This window comes from Pontibacter sp. GD13 (assembly GCF_058216355.1).
This window is the reverse complement of the sequence record NZ_JBYZMQ010000002.1, coordinates 187,314-208,872: the sequence shown is the minus strand read 5'-3', so window position 1 is coordinate 208,872 and position 21,559 is coordinate 187,314. Positions and strand designations below refer to the sequence as shown.

The 21,559-nt window shown below is 42.8% G+C and carries 19 protein-coding genes; 16 read left to right on the top strand and 3 right to left on the bottom strand.

Going from position 1 to position 21,559, the window contains the following annotated elements:
- Nucleotides 1–60: 60 nt before the first annotated feature.
- Nucleotides 61–885, bottom strand: coding sequence for a glycosyltransferase (locus AC4BAN_RS04585; RefSeq protein ID WP_490563197.1), 825 nt, complete (start codon nt 883–885; stop codon nt 61–63).
- A gap of 373 nt (nt 886–1,258) precedes the next feature.
- The gene (locus tag AC4BAN_RS04580) at nt 1,259–2,161 is read right to left on the bottom strand and encodes a YveK family protein (protein ID WP_490563196.1); all 903 of its coding nucleotides are present in this window, start codon (nt 2,159–2,161) and stop codon (nt 1,259–1,261) included.
- 280 nt (nt 2,162–2,441) lie between these two features.
- Between AC4BAN_RS04580 and AC4BAN_RS04575 the strand changes: the two genes are divergently transcribed.
- The 16 genes from AC4BAN_RS04575 to AC4BAN_RS04500 all read left to right on the top strand — a co-directional run bounded on the left by AC4BAN_RS04575 (nt 2,442) and on the right by AC4BAN_RS04500 (nt 21,308).
- Nucleotides 2,442–3,029 (top strand): class I SAM-dependent methyltransferase, encoded by a 588-nt coding sequence (locus AC4BAN_RS04575; protein ID WP_490563195.1) that lies wholly within the window; start codon nt 2,442–2,444, stop codon nt 3,027–3,029.
- A 342-nt stretch (nt 3,030–3,371) separates the two neighbouring features.
- Nucleotides 3,372–4,673 (top strand): flippase, encoded by a 1,302-nt coding sequence (locus AC4BAN_RS04570; protein WP_490563194.1) that lies wholly within the window; start codon nt 3,372–3,374, stop codon nt 4,671–4,673.
- A 44-nt stretch (nt 4,674–4,717) separates the two neighbouring features.
- A complete protein-coding gene (locus AC4BAN_RS04565) occupies nt 4,718–5,587 on the top strand; it encodes a glycosyltransferase family 2 protein (protein ID WP_490563193.1) in 870 nt (289 codons plus the stop codon).
- On the top strand, nt 5,565–6,563 hold the full coding sequence (locus AC4BAN_RS04560) for a glycosyltransferase family 2 protein (protein ID WP_490563192.1): 999 nt from the start codon (nt 5,565–5,567) through the stop codon (nt 6,561–6,563). Before AC4BAN_RS04565 ends, AC4BAN_RS04560 begins: the two co-directional genes overlap by 23 nt.
- Entirely contained in the window at nt 6,563–7,858 is a 1,296-nt protein-coding gene (locus AC4BAN_RS04555; RefSeq protein WP_490563191.1) for an O-antigen ligase family protein, read from the top strand. The genes AC4BAN_RS04560 and AC4BAN_RS04555 overlap by 1 nt, the downstream gene beginning before the upstream one ends.
- Nucleotides 7,851–8,966 (top strand): glycosyltransferase family 4 protein, encoded by a 1,116-nt coding sequence (locus AC4BAN_RS04550; protein WP_490563190.1) that lies wholly within the window; start codon nt 7,851–7,853, stop codon nt 8,964–8,966. The genes AC4BAN_RS04555 and AC4BAN_RS04550 overlap by 8 nt, the downstream gene beginning before the upstream one ends.
- Nucleotides 8,967–8,970: 4 nt before the next feature.
- On the top strand, nt 8,971–9,939 hold the full coding sequence (locus AC4BAN_RS04545) for an NAD-dependent epimerase/dehydratase family protein (RefSeq protein WP_490563189.1): 969 nt from the start codon (nt 8,971–8,973) through the stop codon (nt 9,937–9,939).
- A 7-nt stretch (nt 9,940–9,946) separates the two neighbouring features.
- Nucleotides 9,947–11,068, top strand: coding sequence for a glycosyltransferase family 4 protein (locus tag AC4BAN_RS04540; protein ID WP_490563188.1), 1,122 nt, complete (start codon nt 9,947–9,949; stop codon nt 11,066–11,068).
- Complete coding sequence (locus AC4BAN_RS04535; protein WP_490563187.1) at nt 11,061–12,338, top strand: O-antigen ligase family protein; 1,278 nt, start codon at nt 11,061–11,063, stop codon at nt 12,336–12,338. Before AC4BAN_RS04540 ends, AC4BAN_RS04535 begins: the two co-directional genes overlap by 8 nt.
- A 119-nt stretch (nt 12,339–12,457) precedes the next feature.
- Nucleotides 12,458–13,834, top strand: a complete 1,377-nt coding sequence (locus AC4BAN_RS04530) for an exopolysaccharide biosynthesis polyprenyl glycosylphosphotransferase (protein WP_490563186.1) — start codon at nt 12,458–12,460, stop codon at nt 13,832–13,834.
- An 84-nt stretch (nt 13,835–13,918) separates the two neighbouring features.
- Nucleotides 13,919–14,818, top strand: coding sequence for a glycosyltransferase family 2 protein (locus AC4BAN_RS04525; protein ID WP_490563185.1), 900 nt, complete (start codon nt 13,919–13,921; stop codon nt 14,816–14,818).
- A gap of 103 nt (nt 14,819–14,921) precedes the next feature.
- Nucleotides 14,922–16,319 (top strand): histidine--tRNA ligase, encoded by a 1,398-nt coding sequence (hisS, locus tag AC4BAN_RS04520; protein WP_490563184.1) that lies wholly within the window; start codon nt 14,922–14,924, stop codon nt 16,317–16,319.
- Nucleotides 16,320–16,329: 10 nt separating this feature from the next.
- The gene (gene hutH, locus AC4BAN_RS04515) at nt 16,330–17,823 is read left to right on the top strand and encodes a histidine ammonia-lyase (protein WP_490563183.1); all 1,494 of its coding nucleotides are present in this window, start codon (nt 16,330–16,332) and stop codon (nt 17,821–17,823) included.
- A gap of 124 nt (nt 17,824–17,947) precedes the next feature.
- Nucleotides 17,948–19,852, top strand: a complete 1,905-nt coding sequence (locus AC4BAN_RS04510) for a T9SS type B sorting domain-containing protein (protein ID WP_490563182.1) — start codon at nt 17,948–17,950, stop codon at nt 19,850–19,852.
- Between the two features lie 108 nt (nt 19,853–19,960).
- On the top strand, nt 19,961–20,296 hold the full coding sequence (locus tag AC4BAN_RS04505; RefSeq protein ID WP_490563181.1) for a YbaB/EbfC family nucleoid-associated protein: 336 nt from the start codon (nt 19,961–19,963) through the stop codon (nt 20,294–20,296).
- A complete protein-coding gene (locus tag AC4BAN_RS04500) occupies nt 20,286–21,308 on the top strand; it encodes a glycosyltransferase family 2 protein (RefSeq protein WP_490563180.1) in 1,023 nt (340 codons plus the stop codon). Before AC4BAN_RS04505 ends, AC4BAN_RS04500 begins: the two co-directional genes overlap by 11 nt.
- Before the next feature lie 2 nt (nt 21,309–21,310).
- Here the strand turns inward: AC4BAN_RS04500 and AC4BAN_RS04495 are convergent, their stop codons facing one another.
- Entirely contained in the window at nt 21,311–21,529 is a 219-nt protein-coding gene (locus tag AC4BAN_RS04495) for a PspC domain-containing protein (protein ID WP_490563179.1), read from the bottom strand.
- Between the last annotated feature and the right edge of the window lie 30 nt (nt 21,530–21,559).

The following is a 21,559-nucleotide window of genomic DNA, read 5'->3' as shown; positions in this document are numbered from 1 at the left end:
TTTTCACTAAATAATATAGAGAAGTATTTAAATGAATTATAAGCTTTAAAGTCCTCTGATTTAACCTCTGTTACTTTTATAATATTTAATTTTTAGTATTAAATTATATGGAATCATTAACAAGCAACAAAGCCTAAGCATATTAATGGTTCTTAGTAAGCTACTAGAGTAAAATTGATTAACAAGGTTGAGTCGTGCTAAAATTTGTTTTCGCCGTTTAGATATTGAAATTCCACTGTTATTGATTTCACAGGTAACTAAAAAATCTTGTAGTATAGCAACTTTAGATTCACGTAGTATAGTCCAAAAGAAAGCATAATCCTCAACATATTCATAGTTGTTAGGATAATTACCTACTTTATCTAATATTTCAGTTCTAATCATAACCGTTGGATGTATAAACACATTTCTGATGTGCATTTCTTTTACTATATCTTGATGATCCAAAGGTGCGGTATAAGTATAATTTATAGGTGAAGTAGGTGATTGGAATTTACACCAACTCCCAAGCAAACCAACTTCTAGATTAGACTGTAAAAATTCGAATTGTTTATAGAAACGGTCAGGATGACAAATATCCCCACAATCAAGTCGAGCAATATATTTAACTTTTAAATTAGACCTTATCCAGTTTAGACCCTTATTAAGAGAGAAAGTTATGCCTTCATTCATTTCATTACAAATAATTTGTAATGGTAATTCTTTTCCAATATTTAAAAATAACTCGCCCTCACTTAAACGCGATTCGCTCCCATCATCTACAATTAATACAACAAATCTACCTGAATTGTACTTTATACTTTTCAAAGATTCTATTAACCCTGATAGATTATTGTAACAAGGTATAAGTATTACAATATCTAAATATTTTTTTGTAGAAATCAATTCGATTCTAATTTAGCTAAGAAGTTATTGAAAATTAAGCCCAGTAGTATCAATTCTAGTAAAAAAGGCATCAATAGCTTTAATATTATTAAGTTTGTTATTTTTAAATAATCACACCCATTGGAGGTTCCGTAAATATACGCTTCAAAATTTAACTTAATAGCATAACTGGGCTTACATAGGTTGCACCTAGAGTAACAAATAATAACATTTCATTATGCCTAACATCATTGAAAATGATGATCAACATCAGTTATTAGAGTACTAATATTTTTTACTTTTCTTAGCGCTGATAGTCACACATCCACCATTCTGATATACTTGAATCTTCCTTTTAACAAATATTGGCTTGTATAATAGTTGATATTGTATTTTAAGAACTCTTTTTAGACTCTAAGCGGAAAGCCACAACAAGCCCCAAAATAAACGCGGCCAATCCGCCTATTGCTAAATAAAGCAGCAATTTGGGGCCGGTTGGCTTCTTACGCGGAGCAAAACCATTCACGACTTGTATATTATCCAGCCTTTCCAGTTCCGCCTCTAGAGCCACCTGTTTTTGGTACATGTCCAAACTCTCCTTGTATAGGTTAGTGGGATCAATGGGTTCTCCGTACACAAATCCATTCACAGGGCCACGAGGAGATGTAACCGTCGTTTTAACACTGTCTATGGACGCTATCTCGCCTTTTAGTTTGGCAATCATACTTTCAACCTCTTGCTGCCGGATGCGCTTTTGCTTGGAGAAATAACGATTGTTTTCGAGGTAGTCTACCAAAGCAGGCTCCATGGAATTAAATAATTTATTATCGGTTAGCGTAAGCTCAATTTTAAATGGAGAACCTGTCAGGATACTGTCAGCTGCAATTCTGTCCTGATCCAGGTTAAAGAAAGTCATTTGCTTGATCTTCCCTGCGGAGCTCACATCAATGTCCAGATTGCTCGCTACTGCTTCGAAGTTATCTTCCTTCACCATTTCCGATAACCGCTCCAGTTGGTTCTCCACAAACTCATTTCGTATGTCAGACAACACGAGTGTCATGGAGGAAGTGTAATAGGGTTTGGTTATATAATAAAGCGTAAAGCTCAGGGCTAAGCCAACAACCACAAAAACAGATATGAATAAAAACCTTCTTTTGATAACACGAAATGCATGTTTAAAAGCATCCCCAATTTTCGAGAAACCAACTCCAATGCTTCTAAAAACGTCGCGCAAATCAATTTCATCAGAACGATAGGCCTTTTGCTTAGCCGTGGTTTCCTCTAAGTTATTATACATAATAGGGAATTTTTAGCAAATGTATTGTTTTTACCTTTGCTACACAAAAGAAGTGGCTATTTCTCCCGTTAATCCACTGCTATGGTTGATATGTATTATGGCTTAAGTTATATCATTGCTGCAGTAGTTAATTTATCTTAAAGCAGTTATATTTGCAGCCTCTAAGCAAGATTCTTTATAAAAATACAGTATCGTATTTTATACTTTTCTCGCTGTGAACTTTTGCAAAAGTATCATACGTAATGCTTCGGGCAGTCATAATGTAAGCGTCTACCATCATATGAAATCAATACTCAATAAAATTCATAACCAGTTTTACCCAATCCCTGTCTATTATCCCGGTAAAAAAACAGTGCCTCCTAAAACGCTTGATATCATTACTGCATGGAGGGGCTTAGAACTAATCATAGCGGATATTATAGAGCGGTTTGAACTAAACAATAAGCGATGCATTGAATTTGGCGTTGAGTTTGGTTTTTCTTCTGTCGCTTTCTCCAATTACTTCCAGGAAGTTGTTGGGATTGACACGTTTGAAGGAGACATTCATACAGACTATAAAGGCAATCATTATGAGCAGACAAAGGAGGCATTAGAAAAATTCAAGAATATTAGCCTTGTTCAGTCTACCTACCAGGATTGGATAAAGAAGGATAATAGCTTTTATGATTTAGCACATGTAGATATTGTGCATACCTATCAACACACTTATGATTGTGGATTATGGGCAGCTAACCATAGTAAGTGTACTATCTTTCATGATACCGAAAGCTTTATAGAGGTCCGTAAGGCAGTTATTGCTATCGCAAAAGCAACAGGGAAGCAACTCTATAATTATCCTTTTTATAACGGACTGGGCATAATCTACTAAGTTAAGTAACCCGCGGGAATCAAATCTTATTTTTAGTAAGTCTACATGTATCAATCCATACTTCTAAGAAAGTAGAATCTGCTTATGTATTTACTCAGCTGAGAATATTTGTGTAACTTTTTCAGTGTTAGCTACCGAAAAAAAAACGCAGGAATATTAAATATGTAATAGCTGGTTTAAGGCTATTTTCCTAAATCTGATTTACCCAATATATACCCCAAACGAATACTTAACAAGCGTTAGCGGAGTGTCAAATTGTGGCAGTTAACGTATCATTTGCTCCAGGTAAGTTCAATTTTAACTAGATTTTCCGTTCATTCTAAGAGAGAAAGCCAAAAAGTTATGATTACAAAACAGCAGGTGCAAGGCTTACTTAAATTTGAGAATGGCATTTTAAAGAACTTTGTTTCGCTTGGAGTTCTGCAGGCAATGAATTTTGTGTTACCCCTAGTGCTTACCCCTTACCTGATCAGGGTAATCGGTATTTATAACTTCGGACTGGTTGCACTTGCGCAGGCAGTAATTTCGTTTTTCAACATTATAGCGGACTACGGCTTCAATTTAACTGCTACTAAAGAGGTTGCATTTAATAAAGATAACAAACCAGTTTTACAGGCCCTTTTTAGGGAAGTGCTCACAACAAAGCTTGTTCTGGCAGCAGGCGGAATGCTGGTATTAATTTCGGGCTTATTCCTATTGTCTTATGATAGGGTGCAGGTACAACTTTATGTACTCTCCTACTCTATTGTCATCGGTCAGCTGCTTTTGCCGCTATGGTTCTTCCAGGGCTTGCAAGACATGAAGTACATCACCTATTCTAGCGTTTTCACCAAGATTATTTCCACCTCTCTTATTTTACTGACAATTAGTAAACCGGAGCAGTTTATTTACATTAATTTATACTATGGTGGAGCTACTATTCTCACCGGACTTGCAAGCTTCTTTTTCATAAAAAGCAAATATTCTATTTCCTTTCGCTTCGCTTCTGTTAAAAGTGTAGTCAATCAACTCCGTATCGGATGGCGCATTTTTATTTCCAACTTTACAGTTAATATTTACATGACCTCAAACATAATTGTGCTGGGCTTATTTGCCAACACCATTGTTGTTGGGTACTACAGTGTTGCAGAAAAGTCTGTGAATGCCATCAGGCAAATTCTAGGCGTATTTTTCCAGGTTATTTACCCACATTTGTGCCTTATAGCTCATGAAACCCACGCAGTGATAAACTCTTTTCTAAGAAAAGTTTTTTTGCCTTTTCTCTTTCTGATTTTAACACTTTGTAGTCTGATCTTTATTTTAGCCGAACCAATTGTACTGTTTTTTACTGGTACGATGAATAAAGATATTGAACTCTTGATCAGGCTGTTAAGCTTCGTTCCTTTTATCGTGGCCCTGAACATTCCAGTCAATCAACTTTTGTTAGCTTACAATGACCATAAAAAGTACAGCTATATTCTTATTTTTGGCTCCTGCCTGAATCTTTTAATCAATTCGATTTTAAGTTATTATTATTCTGCAATAGGTACTGCTATAGCTGTTGTGGTTACCGAAATTTTTATCACATCAGGATTATATTACTTACTCGGGAACAGAAACCCGCTATTAAGGATTACAGAGTTAGTTAAGATGGTTAAACGATAATTCCTTACTGCTTGCAAAATCATGGCCTAGCATCTAATAGATAAATGAATTCAGCATTGAAAGATAAAACAGCCGGAGTCGTTGTGCTTTATAATCCTGATGCATGTGTATGGGAGAACATCTGCTCATATGTACATGATGTAAAGACACTGATTGTAATTGACAATTCTGAGACCAAAAATCAGCATTTAGTAGATCAGCTTTTAGCTATTGAAAGTATTGTCTATGTCGCGAATGATGCTAACTTAGGAATTGCCCACGCGCTGAACCAGGGTGCTGAAATTGCATTAGGCCAATCATTCGATTGGCTGCTCACAATGGATCAGGACAGCAAGGCCTGTGAAGGGATGATGGACAAACTATTTTTGGCTTGTGAGGCATCAAACACATTGCCTATTGGGATTTTAGCCCCGCAGCATTTACAAAAACATTTGAAAGTCAATCTACAGGAAAAAATAGAGGAAACTACTGTTGTGATGACGTCAGGAAATCTCCTGAATTTGAAGGCTTATGCAGAGGTAGGGCCATTTTGGGAAGATCTGTTCATTGATTACGTGGATCATGATTATTGTTTGCGATTGAAATTAAAAGGGTATTTCACCTTTATTAAATATGATGCGCTACTGTTTCACAACTTAGGAGACACCAGGTCATACAGTCTCCTCAATTTCTCAGTGAGTGTAACACATCATAATGCGGTAAGAAGGTATTATATTACCAGAAACAGGTTAAAATTAATAGCGGAATACAGAAACCACTTTCCTGAATACTGTAAAGTTGAGACCTTAAATAATATTAAGGAGTTTTTTAAAATTCTCCTTTTTGAAGAGCATAAAATTGAAAAGGTGAAAAGCATCATTAAAGGTTATAAAGATTATAAAAAGAACAAATTTGGAAAATACAGCTCTCTATAGTGACCCCTATCAGAAAGTGTATATCATTATTGTTAACTATAAGGGTTGGCGTGATACAATAGAATGTATAGAAAGCTTACTTTGCTTACAGTATTCCAATTGGCAAGTTCTTGTTGTAGATAACAATTCTCCTAATAATTCATTAGAAGAACTTAAAAACTGGTCAGAAAAGAAAATGCTTCCTGGGCAAACTCATTTTATAAATGAAGATGAGATTTTAAACACCGACAATAGCTGTCTGAACGCACAAATACTAGTTATCAAAGCCAAAAATAACAGCGGATTTGCTGCAGGTAATAACATTGCAATAAGGTATGCGTTGTTGCAGAACGAATTTGAGTTCCTGTGGTTACTTAACAACGACACGACCGTAGCGCCTGATAGTTTATCGGAACTGGTAATGGCTGCAAAAAACCAGCCCACTGAAAATAAAACTGGTATTTGGGGGTCAAAATTACTTTATTACCACAAGCCGGAAATGATACAGGCGATAGGTGGTTCCCTTAATCATTCCCTATTTACGACCAGCCATATCGCAGAAAATAAATTGGATAGTGAGGAATATAATTACCTGAAACATGGTCAGGATTATGTTGTTGGTGCTTCCATGTTCTTAAGTAAAAACTTTGTTGATGTTGTTGGTCTGATGGATGAAAACTATTTCTTATACTTCGAGGAGCTTGACTGGGCTACCCGGGCATTACGGAATGGCTTTGCTTTAGGATTTGTTGGATCAAGCAAAGTTTATCATAAAGAGGGTCAGACCATAGGTTCGAGTTCGCAAGGAAGTAAAAAGAGTATCTTAGCAGACTTTCATGGGATCAGGAGCAAGATTAACTTTGTAAAAAAACATTACCCCAACAAGATAGTGCGCTTGTATTTTCTGCTATTTTTATCCGTTATACTGCGTTTGTGCAGGTTCCAGTTTAAAAGAGCTGTTGCTATTATATCGCTTATGCTTAACCCTTCCAAATAATGACCCTGCCACTTAAAGCATCCTTATCAGCTATTTGGATAAATTCGCTTATTGGGGTGTTACTGTTCAACGGGTTTATCACCAATTTTTTTCTGCTTTCTTCAAACGCAAATACAGGCACCATACTAATTGATTTGCTCATACTTAGTATTACGCTGCACCTAATATTCTCATACGTTTATATTTATAACCGTCAGGTAAGTTTAAACATTACATATATCTCCTTGTTTTCTTTTTGGCTTTTCCTGGTGGGAGCGACAGTCTTTAAAACAGTTTTTTTTGATCACAATGCAATCAACGAAAGGGTTTTAGGCTTCAGGAACAACTTGCTCTATATTATCCCCCTTTTTTTCATTCCCCTGTTCTTTAAAACCGAGCAAAAAATTAACCGCTCTCTGGCCCTTTTCTTGTTTTGCGGGCTGTTGCTAATCTTGTTTTCATACATACAGTTTGCATTTAGCAACCAGCTTCCAGACTCTCTTATTGTTTTAAAAGGCGAGTCCAGGTTTGGTTTTTACGGAAACTCCATTATTAGGCCAACAGCTTTACTTGGTAACACCATCATTTACTCCAGTTTCACAATCATACTTTTTAGCCTTTTTCTGGCAAAGCAACTTTACACTCCAAACACACGATACCTGATGGCGTTAGCCCTGATTGCGCTGGCAAACCTTTTAACATTTACTCGTGCAAGTTTAGTGGGCTTAGTTATAGTTACTGTCATTAGCCTTACGCTTAAGTATGCCCGTTTTACTTACACTTTTATATTAAGGGTTATAAGTGCTCTGCTGTTGTGCGTTGCACTTGTATTATCTGTACTTATCATCTACCAGGACTCTTTTTTTCTGACCCGCCTCGCCGGTAAAGACCCTAATTCCCAGGGTTCTAACCAGGAGCATTTTCAACAAATTAACGATGCTGTTAAATATATTATAAAAGAACCATTTACAGGAGCAGGATTAGGTACCCAGGGGCCGAGCGGTTCCATGGAAAATAAGATAATTACAGATGGCTACTGGCTACAACTATTTCTTGAAAACGGTATTCTGGTAGGGTTATTCTATGTCTTATTCTATATTGCCTGTGTGTTTTTTGCGATCACTACTTTTTATAGAGCAAATAATATTTTACTTAAACAGTTAAGTATGGCATTTGTATGCTTTAGCTGTTATTTTTTTGCCGCCAGCGTGCTCAATTCCGCTTTTATAGGCAGAACCAATTTTATTGTTTATTGGGTGTTGCTCGGCCTGCTAGTTGCTCAGAACTGGAACATTAGAAGGGGCTTGTATGCGTAGCTTAACAATTGATGCCAGGATGATGAACGCCTCAGGAATCGGTGTCTATTTACAAAATATAATACCGCATCTTATCGGGCAGTTCCAAATCACCCTGCTTGGCAACAAAGCAGAATTACTAACAAATTCCTGGTCAAAAGAAGTAACTATCATTCCTGCTTTGTCTAATGTCTATTCACTGAAAGAACAACTTGAGTTACCCCTTAAAACACCAAAAAGCGATATTTTTTGGTCCCCGCACTTTAATGTCCCTGTATTACCTGTAAACACTCTAAAGCGGGTTGTTACCATTCACGACACCTACCACCTGGCACACTGGAATACCCTTACATTGCCACAAAAGGTCTACACAAAAATTTTATTTAAAACGGCCTCCAGGCATTCCGATAAAATTATAACCGTGTCTGAGTTTTCTAAAAAGGAAATCGTTAAATACACTAATGTACAGGAGGAGGTAGTAACTGCTGTTTATAATGGTGTAGCTGGCGCTGATTTTAAAGTACAGGACAAAACTAAAGCGAAAGAACGAATTGCTACCTTATACCCTAACTTTCCAGCAAAATATATACTTTTTGTAGGGAACGTAAAGCCCCACAAAAACTTGAAGACGCTATTAGAAGCATTCTCCCATCTAAAAAATAAGTTAAAGCAGGATTTTGGTTTGGTAATTATTGGAAAGAAATCAGGTTTCATTACAAATGATGATCACGTACTGAAATTGATCGAGGAGGACACCTTTTTGAAGAGCAAAGTGTTTTTTTCTGATTTTGTACCCTTTGAAGATTTGCCTCTCCTATATAACGGCGCTTCATTGTTTGTTTTCCCCTCGCTTTACGAAGGATTTGGGTTGCCACCACTCGAAGCGATGGCCTGTGGGTGTCCTGTGGTAGCATCTGATGCAGCTAGTATTCCTGAAATTTGTGAAGAAGCGGCGATCTATTTCTCCCCTACTAATGCACAGGAGTTGGCGCAGCAGATGTTGTTATTATTGAGTGATAGAGCGTTACGGGAGCTACAGATTAAAAAAGGACTTGAACACATTTCCCATTTCTCATGGAAGCGTGCTGCAGAAACGCATGTCACGATTTTTAATAATTTGTTCACCTGATAATATGTCTACCTGTATCATTTTTGGAGGTGCCGGTTTTGTAGGTTCGCACCTTGCTAAATATTTTCTAGAGACTAAACACTTTACGCACGTTCATATAGCTGATCTTAAAGTCTCACCTTTAACCGACCTTCCTTGCATCACTACATCTATTACAGATGTAAGAGAACCCATCCCCTCTGATTTAATAGCCGGCAAAGCAAATTGGATCTACAATTTGGCTGCTATTCACCGAGAGCCGGGACATACTTCTTCTGAGTATTTTGATACAAACGTTCAAGGCGCCCATCATGTATGCGATTATGCCACAACAACAGGGTGCAAAAACATTTTCTTTACAAGCAGCATAGCTGTTTACGGCCCAACCTGCACACCTACAGACGAATCAAAACCAACACACCCGACAACACCCTACGGTCATTCAAAATTAAAAGCCGAACGGATTCATCAGGCCTGGTGTAATATGGCTTCCCAAAACAGGTTAATCGTTAGCCGACCAGGTGTTTTATATGGCCCCGGAGACCCTGGCAACATCATGCGCATGATCCGTGCGATCAGGAAGGGTTATTTTGCATTTCCTTCCGAAAAGAGCATCTATAAATCATATGCTTATATTTATGGTTTTTTAAGTAGCATCCTGTTCGTTATGCAGCAAACAGAAAAGCAGTTTCTCTATAATTATGTTGAAACGCCTACAGAAACCATAGATAAGATTGCAAGAGCTGTTAAGTCTGAGTTTGGTAGTAAATTCCCCCTCGTGGCACTGCCACTTGCGGTGCTTGTGCCAGTAGCCAGGTTCTTGTGTCTGATTCTGGGTAACAGTAGCCCTATACATCCAGAGCGTGTGAAGAAGGCTGCAACGCCTACGCATATTATTCCTGGCAATTTGATTCGCTTGGGATTTGTGTTCAGGTTTAGCTTTCAAAACTCTGTAAAGCATTGGTTAGAAATTTCTCCCGAAGATTTTAAATAATTATATTTTGAAAATAGCGATCGTACACGAGTGGTTTGTAGATTATGCTGGTTCTGAGAAAGTGGTAGAACAGCTGTTGCACATTTTCCCGGAGGCAGAGTTGTTCTCTGTTATAGAATTTATGCCACCGCATTTGAAGAAGCATATCTTAAATAAAGAGGTGAAAACAACTTTTATTCAAAATCTGCCATTTGCAAAAAAACATTACAGAAATTATTTGGCACTAATGCCTATGGCCATAGAGCAGTTAGATGTTTCTTCATTCGACCTGGTGATCAGCAGTAGCCATGCTGTTGCAAAAGGGGTAATCACGCATGCGAATCAAATGCACATCTGCTATTGCCACTCTCCCATACGTTATGCATGGGATCTGTATCACCAATATATTCGGGAAGCAGGGTTAACCAAAGGCATAAAGGCTTTTTTTGCAAAAGCCGTCTTGCATTACATGCGAATTTGGGATTTTACGACGGCAAACAGAGTTGATCTTTTTATTGCCAATTCCCATTATGTATCCCGACGTATCGCCAAAATTTATAACAAAGAGGCCTTTGTAATCTATCCCCCTGTAAATGTGGATGGTTTCGAGTTGGTTACTCAAAAAGATGACTTCTATTTAACCGCCTCTCGCATGGTGCCCTATAAGAAGATCGATCTGATTGTGGCAGCGTTTGCTTCGCTTCCGCACAAAAAGCTGGTAGTGATCGGTGACGGTCCGGATTTTGACAAAATTAAAGCGAAATCAACAGAAAACGTGAAATTTATGGGTTCCCAATCTTTTGAAGTACTAAAAACGCATATGCAAAAAGCTAAAGCATTTTTATTTGCAGCCGAAGAAGACTTTGGGATCACCCCGGTTGAAGCCCAAGCATGTGGAACACCAGTTATTGCCTTAGGCAAAGGTGGGGCCAAAGAAACGATTATTCATGGAACAACTGGAATCTTATACAAAGAGCAAACCGTTGCCTCACTACTAGAGGCAATCAAGTTGTTCGAATCAAATTCTATCAATTTTGATCCGCTTATAATCAGAGCAAATGCCGAAAGGTTTAGTGAAGCGAAATTCAAAGAAAATATTAAGGATTTTGTGGTAACTCATATGCAAGCTACTACTCTGCAAAATGTATAATATCACTTTAGAAACCTTTAAAAGTCGGCTCCCCGACTTACTGTTTCTTGCACTAATCGGATTTACACTATCCATGCCTTTTTCAATTCAGGTAAATAGTGTTTTTATAATCGTATCCAGTATTCTCTGGTTGTCAAATAAAGCATACAGGCAAAGGCTTTCAGCAGCTTTACAAATACGCGGAATTCAACTACTACTTCTTTTCTTGGCCATTCATGTCATCAGTTTTTTTATAAGCAACAACAAGTCAGCTGCTCTTTCTGATCTGGAACTGAAGGCTTCACTCCTGGTTCTACCATTGTTATTCCATACAATCGAACTGCGGAAAAAAAGAGCCCATATCTTACTGCAATCATTTGTTGTAGCCTGTTTTTTAGCAACTTCCTATAGTTTATTCTCACTGGTCTATGATGTGGCAATTAATAAAATGCATAGAGCAACAGGGCAATTCCTTGGTGTAGACTGGGTTTATTTTTCTTTCTTTTTAACAAAACAAATCAACCTGCCTTCCCCATACTTTAGCATGTACCTGGTAATGGGGAGTTTTATTGTAGGATATTTCCTGCATAAAGATTACTTCACCAGTGGCTTTCAAGTCAGGACATGGGCCTACATGGCATTATTGGGTTTCTTTATTGTCTTTATAGTGCTGTTATCGTCCAGAACAGCCTTGGCAGCTGGTTTAGTCATAAGTACACTTATAATTTTAGTGTATCTTATCAATAGAAAAAAGTATGTCTACGCAATTTTTGCTGTTCTCTCCATTTCTGCTGCCACATACGCAACAGTTGAACAAGTACCTTACCTCAAATTAAAATTGCAGGAAATGAAAGGAGTAGAGCAACGCAGGCAAATTTGGGAAAGTAGTGCTGGTTTGATCTCTGAAAATTTATGGGGCGGGGTTGGCATCGGTGATACAAAGGATAGGCTTACGATCGCATTTAATGCGCGCAATTACCAGGAAGGGGTTTTAAGTCGGTTTGATCCTCATAATCAGTTTATACAAACTGCGTTGGCATTAGGCATATTTGGGCTATTAGTGTATCTCACAATTATGATATATTATCTAATTCAATCCCACGTTCATAAAAATATGCTGTTGGCAGTTTTCATCGCTCTTTTTGCTTTTTGCGGAGTTACAGAAAGTAACTTGAGTACACAGAAAGGGGTTGTTTTTTTCTCCTTCTTTATCTCACTTCTTGCAGTTACAAAAACTCAGAACACCTCCCCTCCAATTGAAACTGATTGTACAGTACTGATCGGAAGATGAGAAATTATTTGCCCCAACAAGCCTGTTGCGGTTATATTGCCTGCTAGTTTACCCAAATACGAATAGCAATGGTTTGTAACCTAATACTATATTAGTCATATTTGCTAATATTTAAACACATGCCAGGATTATACAATAAATTTGTAAGATTAATACATTCTTCTGGTGACATAGCAGCCATTCTCCTTTCAACTTTTGCTGCTTATAGTTTGGCTCAGAAAGAAGCTGTATTACTTTTTTCCGAAAGCATCAATTTCCTTTTGTATGCTTTCGTTGTATGGATTACCTGTACGCTCTTATTAAGTACATACAAGTATTATAGAGTTGCCCGTACAAGAAGAATCCTTCTGGACGCTATTAAGGCTGTTCTACTTTATATTGTTTTATTAGAGGCAGTAGTCAATAATTTAGACAACTCCTTTCCCAGACATTTCCTGTTTTATCATTACCTGGTATTTGTTATTTTAGTGCTTCTTTGGAGGGTAATGGCAACTTACGCCATGCGGTATCTGCGGAAGAGAGGATACAATTCCAAAAAAGCCATTATCGTAGGATATGGCGCAATCGGTATTGAACTCCGGAATTTCTTTAAAAGTCATCCGGAATATGCCTACGTATTTGAAGGTTTTTTTGATGATCAGGCAGTGGATCAACCCGAAGTTGTTGGAAAATTGAGTGATATCGAAAAATTTGTCCTGGAAAATGAAGTTAATGAGATTTACTGTAGCCCCTCTACGCTTAAAAAGGAACAAGTAATATCGCTGATGGAGTTTTCAGACAATAATTTAGTAAGAATTAAATTTCTGCCTGAACCGTTTAGCTTCGCGTATCAAAATCTTAAAATCGATTTTTATGATATGCTTCCTGTTTTGGTTTCACGATCCATCCCTCTGGATGATGTGATTAACAAAATAATCAAACGTGCCTTCGATATTTTTTTCTCGCTGGTAATTATAACTTCCCTTTTATCGTGGCTGCTGCCCATACTGGCCGTCATCATAAAAATCGACTCTAGAGGACCTGTTTTGTTCGGCCAGATACGTTCAGGAATCAATTATAAAACATTCCGTTGCTGGAAGCTTCGATCGATGTATATTAACAACGAGGCCAATTCTCAGTTTGCCCGACGCGGCGATGCCAGGATCACACCCATTGGTGCTTTCCTCCGCAAGACCAGCCTGGATGAACTTCCTCAGTTTTTTAATGTGTTACTGGGGCAAATGTCAATTGTCGGGCCACGCCCCCATATGTTACAAGCAGACAAGCAATACGCTCTGATCGCAGAAAAATACCGTGTCAGGCATTTAATTAAACCAGGGGTTACAGGCCTTTCACAAGTCCGGGGCTACCGCGGTGAAACGACAGAGAACTTTCAAGTGCGTGGCAGAGTAAAACTTGATATTTTTTACCTTGAGAATTGGACTTTTGTGCTCGATTTAAAAATTATTTACTATACTGTGTACAATATCATTTTTGGAGACAAGCATGCCTTTTAATAACAGTTTCATTGAATTTATTGAATGTGTTATTTGTAAGTATTAGTCCTATATTACCCTTAAATTGAGTACAACCAGCTGCTTATGACATCCGCCCCTAACCCACCCTATGACATAGCGGCTTCTATTGTGGCATTTAATAACAAGCCTGAAGTGGTAAACAGAGCCATCGAGAGCTTTCTGAATACCAGCCTTCATGTGCATGTGCTGGTCATCGATAATTCCAAAACGGATAAGCTTAAAAGCAGCTTAATCCAGGACTGCAGGGTAACGTATATTTTCAACGCGCATAACAAGGGGTTTAGCAAAGCGCACAACCAGGGCATAAACTACTTCAGAAATAAATGCCGCTATTTTTTGGTACTTAACCCTGATGTATACTTCGAGGGAGAGGTGCTGGAAAGCCTATACCAGTATATGGAGTCACATGCCGACACCGGTGTTATTGCGCCCCGGGTTCTATATCCATCCGGTAAGGTACAGGTGTCCCGACGCATGGTGCCCAGCCCGGTAGACCTGTTCATCCGCCGCTTTCCGTATGCTAAAACGCTCTTTTCCGACCAGGTTAAAAGCAGCCAGTATGAGGATGTGGACAGCCAGCAAACCTTGGAGGTGCCTTTTTTACTTGGTTGCTTCCTGTTCACCAGAATGGAGACGCTGGAAAAAATCGGCGGCTTCGACGAGCGGTATTTCGTGTACATGGAAGACCTGGATCTGTGCAGGCGCATTGCGCGGCACCACAAAGTTGTGTATTACGGGAAGAGCAAAATTTACCACCTGTACCAGCGCGCCTCTTCTAAAGACCTGAAGATGTTTGCCTTGCATACTATTTCGATGGTAAAATACTTCAATAAATGGGGATGGTTGTTCGATGCGGAGCGGCTCCGCATCAACGAGGCGGCCTACCTTAAGAAGACTTATGTTTACAAAGAAAAAGTGCTTCAGCCAGAAGAAGCGGTTACTTCCTTGGTAAACTCTTACTAAAAAGCACACAGCGCATTTTTGACAGGCAATTCCCAAAGGATTTCCCTCCATATTCCTTCCTTTCCTTTGCTTTTAGTAACTTCGCCGGCTAACAGGCATTCGAATGAGCAAAGAGAAACCCTCCATTCCCAAAGGAACACGCGATTTTGGCCCCGCTGTGGTGGTCAAACGCAACTACATATTCAACACCATTAAGCGTACCTTCGAGAAGTTCGGCTACCTGCCCTTAGAAACGCCTGCCATGGAGCAACTCTCGGTGCTTACGGGCAAGTATGGCGATGAAGGCGACCAGCTAATCTTTAAGGTATTGAACTCAGGTGATTTCCTGGCCAAAACCAGGGAGGAAGACATTGCCCAGGGAGCGAAGCACCTGACACGCAAGATCTCCGAGAAAGCCCTGCGTTACGACCTTACAGTTCCGTTTGCCCGTTTCGTGGTAATGAACCGCAACGAGATCACCTTTCCTTTCAAGCGATACCAGATCCAGCCTGTCTGGCGGGCCGACCGTCCGCAGCGTGGGCGCTACCGCGAGTTTTATCAGTGCGATGCGGATGTGGTGGGCACTAACTCACTGCTTTGCGAGGCCGAGATCGTGCAAATGATCGATGAGGTGCTGACCACCCTGGGCCTGACCGACTTCACCCTCAAAATAAATCACCGGGGGGTGCTGGCCGGCATTGCCGAGGCCATCGGCGAGAAAGGCCGCGAAGGCGATATCTGCGTAGCCATTGATAAGCTGGATAAGATCGGGGCCGAAGGCGTTCGCAAGGAGCTGCTGGAGCGCGGCATTGCCGCCGGGGCGATTGCTAAACTGGAACCACTTTACTCCTTGCAGGGCTCCAGCGAGCAGGTGCTGGCGCAATTGCAAGCTATACTTGGCCAGACTGCCGAAGGCCAGCGCGGCCTGAACGACCTGCGCGAAGTATGGCAGTACCTGAACGAGTTGGGAAGTTTTGCCCTTCAAACGGAAAACCCATCGGGGCAGCCTCGGCTGGCCCTCGATGTTACGCTGGCACGGGGCCTCTCCTACTATACCGGCTGCATTTTCGAGGTGAAGGTAAACAACGTGGGCATGGGCAGCATTAGCGGCGGCGGCCGTTACGACAACCTCACTGGCATGTTTGGCCTGCCTGGTGTTTCGGGCGTGGGCTTCTCTTTTGGCGTGGACCGTATATATGATGTACTGGAGGAGCTTGACCTGTTCCCGACCAGCAGCCAGGTAGGCACCAAGGTGCTCATCGTGCAGTTCGATAAGCAATCAGAGCTGTACTCCCTGCCCCTGCTGCAGAAGCTGCGCGATGCCGGCATTGCCACCGAGCTGTATCCAGAGGCTGCCAAACTGAAGAAACAGATGAGTTACGCAGACCAGAAAAACATCCCGTTTGTGATGCTTGTGGGCTCCGAGGAAATGAGTACCGGAAAGCTGAAGCTCCGCGATATGCAGACAGGTGAGCAGGATGAACTATACATTGATGATATTATCGCCCAACTAAGACCATAGGATAAGCTGTATGAGCCACGTGCACCATATCTCCGGCGAGCACCTTAGCCTGGAGACAATCGATAAAATAATTACAGCGCAATACACCCTGTCCCTGTCTGAAGAGGCAGTAGACCGGATCACGCGCTGCTTCGATTACCTGCAGCAGAAAACTAAGGAGTCGGACCGGAGCATTTACGGCATTAACACCGGGTTTGGCTCGCTTTGCAACAAAAAGATCTCACCCGCCGATCTGGAGCAGCTGCAGGCAAACCTGATGATGTCGCATGCCTGTGGCACGGGTGCCGAGGTGCCCGCTGAGGTTGTCAAGCTGATGCTGCTGCTTAAAATCCAGTCGCTGGCTTATGGCCACAGCGGTGTGCAGCTGCAAACGGTAAAGCGGCTGATTGATTTCTTTAACCGCGGTATTTACCCGGTGGTGTACCAGCAGGGCTCGCTGGGCGCAAGCGGCGACCTGGCTCCCCTGGCGCACCTCTGCCTCCCCCTTATCGGAATGGGTGAAGTATACTTCCAGGACTTTAAACTCGAAAGCCGGCATGTGCTGGAGATGTTCGGTTGGGACCCCATCGCTTTAAAGGCCAAAGAAGGCCTGGCTTTGCTAAACGGCACCCAGTTTATGGCTGCCTACGGCACTTTTGTACTTTTAAAGGCCCGTAAATTGTCCATGGCCGCTGATACGATCGGGGCCCTCTCCCTGGATGCCTTCGATGGCCGGTTAGAGCCGTTTAACGAGCTCATCCACCGCATCCGTCCGCACGAGGGGCAACAGCAGACCGCCGCCACCATACGCCGGCTGCTGGTGGGCAGCGAGCTCATCGCGCAGGAGAAACAGCATGTGCAGGATCCCTATTCCTTCCGTTGCATGCCGCAGGTGCATGGGGCATCCAAAGATGCCATCAAATATGCCGAGCGGGTATTTCTGACCGAGATCAACGCTGTTACCGATAACCCGAACATCTTCCCCGACGAGGATGAGATCATCTCCGGGGGCAACTTCCATGGGCAGCCGCTGGCGCTGGCGCTGGATTTTCTGGCCATTGCCCTGGCTGAGCTGGGCAGTATATCCGAGCGCCGCACCTACCAGCTTATTTCCGGCCTTAGGGGCCTGCCCGAATTTCTGGTGGCAGAACCGGGCCTGAACTCCGGCTTTATGATCAGCCAGTATACGGCGGCCTCCATCGTCAGTCAGAACAAACAGCTGTGCACCCCGGCTTCTATTGACTCCATCCCTTCTTCCAACAACCAGGAGGACCACGTAAGTATGGGTGCCAATGCCGCTACCAAGCTCTACCAGGTAGTGCATAACCTGGAGCGGGTGCTGGCCATAGAACTGATGAATGCCGCACAGGGAATCGAGTTTAGGAAACCCACCAAAACCTCCCCTGTGCTGGAAGAACTGGTCATAAAATACCGTGAGGTGGTGCCTTTCGTTTCCACCGACAGGATCCTGCACAAGGATATCATGGCCAGTATCGCTTTTTTGAGAAGCCTTGAGCAGGTTTAAACGATTCGTGATGTATACTTTGCAGCGCGGCTATACTTGGCTAACAGTATAGCCGTTCTTGTTTTATACTTTACTTTATTTTTTTAGGTAAATTCGTTAAGCATCCATACAAACCAGTTTTGCATTGAAAAAAAGCTTTCTCATACTCCTGTTTTTGCTGATCAACTGTTTTGCGGCAGTAGCCCGCGACAGGTGCTTTCAGGCATTTAACAGCATGGGAAAGGCAGTGGACAAGTTTTGTGTGGGGGAACGTATTACCTTCCGGGACTGCGGCGGCGTAGATGCCGACAAGGAATACTACGATTACGACAAAAGCGACGGCCTGAATTTTACCGCCCCCGAGGCCACTCAAAAGTATTATACCTACACCAAACCTGGCAAGGTAACCGTCACGCAGTTAGGCAACCTGAATGGCAATACAGACTCATTTGAGCGTGAGTTTGAAGTGATAGATGCCCCAGCCCCTATCTTCACTGCCAGGGCATGCGCCAGCAATCGGGTAACGCTCACATTAACCGACACGCAATACGACAGTTACACCGTAAATTACGGCGACGGAACCATACTGCCCCTCAGGCCGGGTTCTGATAACCAGTATACTTATAAAAGCACAGCCACCTATACTATAACCGTTAGCGGAGCCTATGCCGGCGCCTCGTGTAGTGGCAGCAGCACACAGGAGGTCACGCTGCTTTCTCCCCCGCCTACCCCCCTTATTCAGTCGATAACCGTTTTACAGCAATCACCTGCCGGGCAACTGCAGTTTGCGCTGCAACAGTTGCAGGCCGGGTATAACTATGTGCTCGAAGCCGGCGATGACAGGCTTGGCTATCAGCCGGTAGCCACTCTCACTAACATTTCCCAGACAACCCTAACCTATACTTTAAGCGACTACAACACTGTAACGGGTACAAGTTTTCGGGTTCGGCCCCAGGATGATTGCGAATCCATTATTGCTTCCTTCTCCAACAGCCTCAGCAACATAGCCCTGGGCGTTACGGCAGCCAATGAGGAAGCGCTGCTCACCTGGGATACCCCCCCAAACATCTTTCGGGCGTATGAGATTTACAGAGACGGCGTTCTGATCGGTACCTTACCCGATTTGAGTTCGCGGTATACTGACAAAGGACTACGCTGTGGCCAAACTTATGCGTACACTGTAAAAGGGCTGACAACCAATGGCAATTCCTCACTATCAGCAGCCCAAAAAATACCAATTACCTCGGGTTTAACCCCACCGCAAGCGTACCTGCTGTCCACGTATAATGCTGCCAACGAAGTAGTGCTTACAATCAGTTTACCTCAGGGCGTGCAGGCGCAGAGAATAATTGTGCAGAAAAGTGTGAACGGCGCAGCCTACCAGCAACTGGCGACAGGCAGCCAAAATACTTTTACCGATGCTCTGCCGGCTCCTGTACCTGTGTGCTACCGCGCAACTTACACTGATCTTTGCGACAATACTTCGGATTACAGCAATGCTTCCTGCCCGATGTTGTTGAGCGCCGCCAAACAGGGAGATGCGGCGGTTATTTTAAACTGGAGTGCGTATGTAGGTTTTGCCAAAGGCGTGCAACAGTATGCTGTAGAGTTGCTCGACGATGCTGGCAATATTGTGCAAACGTACCCTGTTAATGGCGTTTCTTATACTGATAATGCACTTAGCAGCGAACTACAGGTGTTGCGTTATCGCATTAAAGCTACCTCAAACAACAGCAGCGAGAGCACCTATTCAAACACGGTAACGCTTGAGCAGGAGGTGGCGCTATACGTGCCAAGCGCTTTTTCACCGAATGACGATGGGCTAAACGATACCTTTCAGGTAAAAGGCAAGCTATTCAGCAAGTTCACTATTAAAATATACAACCGGCTGGGCCAGGTCGTTTATACGTCTGCTGACGCAGCAGCGGGTTGGGACGGTACTTACAAAGGGCAAAAACTTCCGGACGGAGCCTATGCTTACGAGATTACCGTGCAGACCAGCTTTGGGGCTACCAAACGGCGCACGGGAACTGTTACGCTTATCCGGTAGCAAGGGCTCCTGTCAATTTCAACAGTTTAAAGCATCCTGCGGTTTTGCTCGTATATTTGCAAATAAACGCTTTGTTACAGCGTGTACCCTTACCTAAAAAAAGAAACTATGTTTGATATGTTCGGCATGATGGGCAAAATGAAGGAAGTCCAGGCCAAAATGAAAGAAGCACAGGAAAAACTCAAGGACATTACCGTGACAGCTGAGTCAGGTGCTGGGCTTGTAAAAGCCACCGTAGACGGACAGCGAAAGCTGATCCGAATTGAAATTGACGAATCCATACTGAACGCCAACGACCAGGATATGGTGAATGACCTTGTGGTGGCCGCCGTAAACAACGCTATGCTGACAGCCGGAGAGCGTGCCCAGGAAGAGATCAAAAAGAGTACGGAGGGGTTATTGCCAAACATTCCAGGCCTGGATCTCGGAAGCTTTGGCTTATAATCCGGTGCAAACCGCTGTCGTGATTCTAAACTGGAACGGATTGCGGTATTTACAGGAATTTCTGCCGTCGGTGGTGGCGCATAGCGGCCAATCTGAAGTAATAGTGGCCGACAATGCCTCTACCGATGGTTCTGTCGCCTTTGTGCAGACGCATTTTCCACAGGTGCGCCTCATCCTTTTAAAGGAGAACCATGGTTTTTGCGAAGGCTATAACAGGGCCCTACAAGAGGTGGAGGCCACTTACTACGTATTACTAAACTCCGATGTAGCCGTGCCGGACCACTGGACAGAGCCTATCATTCAATTGATGGAGGCCGACAAAAGCATCGCTGTCTGCCAGCCCAAGATCAACGCCCACCAACACCCCGGTTTCTTTGAGTATGCCGGCGCCGGCGGCGGCATGATCGATACCCTGGGCTACCCGTTCTGCCGGGGGCGCCTGTTCGAGACGCTGGAAGAGGATAATGGCCAGTACAACGATGTGCAGGAGGTTTTCTGGGCTACCGGGGCCTGCATGTTTGTCAGGGCGGAGGTTTTCCATGGATTGGGTGGGCTTGAACCTGCTTTTTTTGCGCACATGGAGGAGATCGACTTTTGCTGGCGGGCAAAAAACCTGGGGTTTAAGGTGATGTATAACGGCCACAGCCAGGTTTACCACGTCGGGGGGGGCACCCTGCCAAAATCTAACCCCCGTAAAACGTTTCTGAATTTCCGGAACGGCTTTGCCCTCCTCTATAAAAACCTGCCGGCCAACGAGCTGATCCCTACCCTGGTGCTTCGGATAATGCTAGACTGGATCGCGGCGCTGCGCATGCTCCTGGCAGGCCAGACCAACGATGCGAAAGCTGTGCTGGAGGCCCATGCAGATCTTTTACGCCAACGAAGGTATTGGAGCAGCCAGCGAAAAAAACAGCAGGCCAAAGGCAATTTCCTGCAACAGGCAGGCGTGTTTAAAGGCAGTATTGTCTGGGAGTATTTTGTGCGTCAGAAAAGAACGGTCAGGGAGCTCTAGGCTTACAGGTCCCAGACAGTGCTGCGCTCCCGGCGCAGGTGCTTCCGTACGTTCATCCAGAAAGCCAGCATGAGGTAAATCAAGACAGGTGACCCCATGGTGAGGAAAGAAACATAAATAAAAGTAAGGCGGATGCTGCCCGTTGCAAAGCCAAGTTTTTCACCCAGCATGGTACAAACACCAAAAGCCTGCGATTCGATAAAATACTGTAGCCGTTTCAAATTAAAAGAGGTTATGCTTAAATTTATTTC